Source organism: Streptomyces sp. NPDC057543, from assembly GCF_042801895.1.
In the GTDB taxonomy this organism is placed as follows: domain Bacteria; phylum Actinomycetota; class Actinomycetes; order Streptomycetales; family Streptomycetaceae; genus Streptomyces.
In genome coordinates this window covers 1-3,521 of record NZ_JBHVFF010000489.1, presented here as the reverse complement: position 1 = coordinate 3,521, position 3,521 = coordinate 1, and the positions used below count along the sequence as shown (strand labels likewise).

1 protein-coding gene and 1 pseudogene are annotated in these 3,521 nt (G+C 67.4%); both read left to right on the top strand.

Annotated features, from left to right (window positions below; genetic code table 11):
* Window positions 1-669 precede the first annotated feature (669 nt).
* A complete protein-coding gene (locus ACFU8Q_RS40270; protein WP_384464820.1) occupies window positions 670-1,503 on the top strand; it encodes a PIG-L family deacetylase in 834 nt (277 codons plus the stop codon).
* 440 nt (window positions 1,504-1,943) lie between these two features.
* Window positions 1,944-3,401, top strand: a pseudogene (locus ACFU8Q_RS40265) (transposase).
* The last annotated feature ends 120 nt before the right edge of the window (window positions 3,402-3,521 follow it).

Sequence of the window (3,521 nt, the reverse complement as noted above, 5' to 3'; positions counted from 1 at the left end):
CTTTCGGTCGGTGTAGACGTCGCAATCCACACCGAACCCGGAAGGCCCTCACCCGTTCAAGATCCCTCAGCCGAGACCTGCATCACCCGTCCACAACCTCCCCGGACAGAACAACTAGGGCGCGTATCGAGTCGTGTTCATCGGGTGGTCCGGATGAGGTCCTGCACCCAGTTCATCGAGGTCTGTGACCGAGATGCGACCCGCGGCGGCGGCCGTGCGGATGGCGGGGTGGGAGAAGCCGCGTTGCAGGGCGGCTTCGGCGGCGGCTGGCAGCTTCCGCTCGGGTCGCGGTAGCTGAGCGGTGGCAAACGGATCTTGTCGGCGCCGGGCAGCCGCATCGCTGTGGTGATCCGGGCGTCGGCGTCGATGTGCTTGAAGCCCGCGTAGATGCACTGGTTGGCGTCGCCCAGCAGGATGCGCTGCAGTGCGACAGCACAGCAGGTCGCGCCTGTACCTCGTTCGCGTTGAAACCCGAAGCCTGGAGGTCACGGCTGCAGCGGGAACAGCCGGTCCGGTCGGCATGGTTGCATCGATCGAGGGACCGGCGCCGCACGGGCGGGGACACGGAGACCACAAGGTCGTCCGTCCCACCAGGATCCGGGCCCCCGGGATCGCGGTACGCCCGCCGCGCGCTCGGACCAAGACCTATTTCTGCAGGAGGACTGTTTCATGACTGACCGGCCCTTGACGCTCATGGCAGTGCACGCCCACCCCGACGACGAGGCCACCGGAACCGGAGGGGTCCTCGCGCGGTACGCGGCGGAAGGCATCCGCACGGTTCTCGTGACGTGTACCGACGGCGGTTGCGGTGACGGACCGGGGGGTGTCAAGCCGGGCGATCCCGGGCACGATCCGGCGGCCGTCGCCTTGATGCGCCGTCAAGAACTTGAGGAGAGCTGTGACGTCCTGAAGGTCAGCGATCTGGAGATGCTGGATTATGCCGACTCCGGGATGATGGGCTGGCCGAGCAACGACGCCCCCGGATCCTTCTGGCAGACCCCCGTAGAGGAAGGCGCCGACCGACTCGCGGAACTCATACGGCACTACCGGCCCGATGTGGTCGTCACCTACGACGAGAACGGCTTCTACGGCCACCCCGACCACATCCAGGCCCACCGCATCACGATGGCGGCGCTGGAGATGACAGCGCTGACACCGAAGGTGTACTGGACGACGATGCCCCGCTCGATGATGCAGCGGTTCGGCGAGATCATGCGCGAGTTTCATGAGGACATGCCGGAGCCGGATCCTGCCGAGGCCGCCGCTATGGCCGAGATCGGCCTCCCCGACGATGAGATCACCACGTGGGTGGACACCACCGCATTCAGCGGTCAGAAGTTCGACGCATTGGCCGCGCACGCGAGTCAGGGCGAGAACATCTTCTTCCTCAAGATGGGCAAGGAGAGGTTCGGCGAGTTGATGGGCGTGGAGACCTTCGTACGTGTCCAGGACGCCACCGGCGCGGCCATACCCGAGAACGATCTCTTCGCCGGACTGCGCTGATCCGCCCGTCCGACCGGGGCCCGTCCGCCTGGGCCCCGGGGAAAGCTCATCGGCCGCATGGCGCGATCGCAGCGGGTCACACACCCGGAGGCTTGTCCACGCGAGTTCCGCTCCGGCAGCCCGCGTCCAAGCACCCGCCGGCGGCGTCGACGCGTGCCCGCACTACTGACCCGACCGCTCGTCCCCAAACCACCTAGCAACCGCACAGGTGGGAGACCTGCAGGCTGCTGACTCGGAAGGTGCGCGACAGCCCAGATCACAAGCCCGGCGGTCTGCTCCAATCAAGACAGACCGCCGAGGAAGCGACACGAAGCTGAGGCTCCGATGTCCGACACGCCGTGAGACAGCGGAAGAACCAGCAGGTCACCCGCACCGTGCACTACGCGGCTATCCGCCAGCCCCAGGACCCGCAGGCGTTCATCACGAGCCTGAAGCAGCGGATGACCGAGGGCCTGGACAAGTTGTCGGCGGCGCTCGCGGACGGCTCGGCGGGCGGGGGGAAGGTGACCATGCGGCACGGCGACCCGTGGATCACCGTGCCGAAGCTCGAGAAGCTGGACGAGCCGACCGGCCTCCAGACGCTCAAGGACGAGGTCGTACGCCGATGGGGAGTCCTCGACCTCCTGGACGTGCTGAAGAACGCCGACTTCCTCTCCGGCTTCACCGACGAGTTCACCTCCGTCGCCGCGGACGAGCGCATCGACCGGGCCACCCTCCAGCGCCGCCTGCTGCTCGTGCTGTTCGCGCTGGGCACCAACATGGGCATCCGCTCGATCGTCGCGACCGGCGAGCATGGCGAGAGTGAAGCCGCTCTGTGCCATATCCGGCGGCACTTCATCACCGTCGACAACCTCCGCGCCGCCGTCACCCGGCTGGTCAACGCCACCTTCTCCGCCCGCGACACCGCGTGGTGGGGGCAGGGAAACGCGTGTGCCTCGGACTCGAAGATGTTCGGGTCCTGGTCCAGCAACTTCATGACCGAGTAACACGCACGCTACGGCGGCAACGGCGTGATGATCTACTGGCACGTGGAGCGGAAGAACGTCTGCATCTACTCGCAGCTGAAGTCCTGTTCGTCGTCCGAGGTCGCGGCGTTGATCGAGGGACTGCTGCGGCACTGCACGGACGCCGAGATCGAGTCGAACTGCGTCGACACACACGGCGCGTCTGTCGTTGGGTTCGCCTTCACCGAGCTGCTCAACTTCCGCCTGTTGCCCCGGCTGAAGAACATCGGCAGCATCCGCCTGTACCGCCCGGACGACGACCCGCCCGGCTGGCCGGCGCTCGGCGCCTCTCTGACCCGGGCCATCAAGTGCGACCTGATCGAGCAGCAGTACGACCAGATGGTCAAGTACGCCACTGCGCTCCGACTGGGGACGGCGGAGGCGGAGCAGGTGCTGCGGCGCTTCACCCGCGGCGGGCCCAAGCGCCCCACGTACGCCGCGCTCGAAGAACTCGGCCGCGCGGTCCGTACGGTCTTCGCCTGCGACTACCTCGAGGCTCCAGGTCTGCGCCGGGAGATCCACGGCGGGCTCCAGGTCGTGGAGAACTGGAACTCGGCGAACCCTGTGCTCCACTACGGCAAGGACGGCGCGCTCACCGGCCCGGACAAGGAACACGCCGAGACCTCTATGCTCGCCCTGCACCTGCTCCAGTCCGCGCTCGTGCACGTCAACACGCTGCTGCTTCAGCAGGTCCTCGCCGAACCGGCCTGGGCGAAGAAGCTCTCGGACGAGGACCGGCGCGGGCTCACCGCGCTTTTCTGGTCCAACATCAACCCGTACGGCACTTTCCGCCTGGAGATGGACAAGCGGCTCGACCTCGCGCCGCTTCTCTCGGTGCCCCGTCCCCGCACCCCGGCGGACGCCTCCGGCCAGGCCCTGGCGGAGCCGAGGTGAACCCCGTGCCGACGGGCCGGTGCCTGTACCGGCCGGGTCCCCCTGGGACAGCCAATATCGGCGAGATTGCTCTTGAATGGTGAGAGGACCCTGTCGACACCGCGAGGGGCAGCCGGGTCC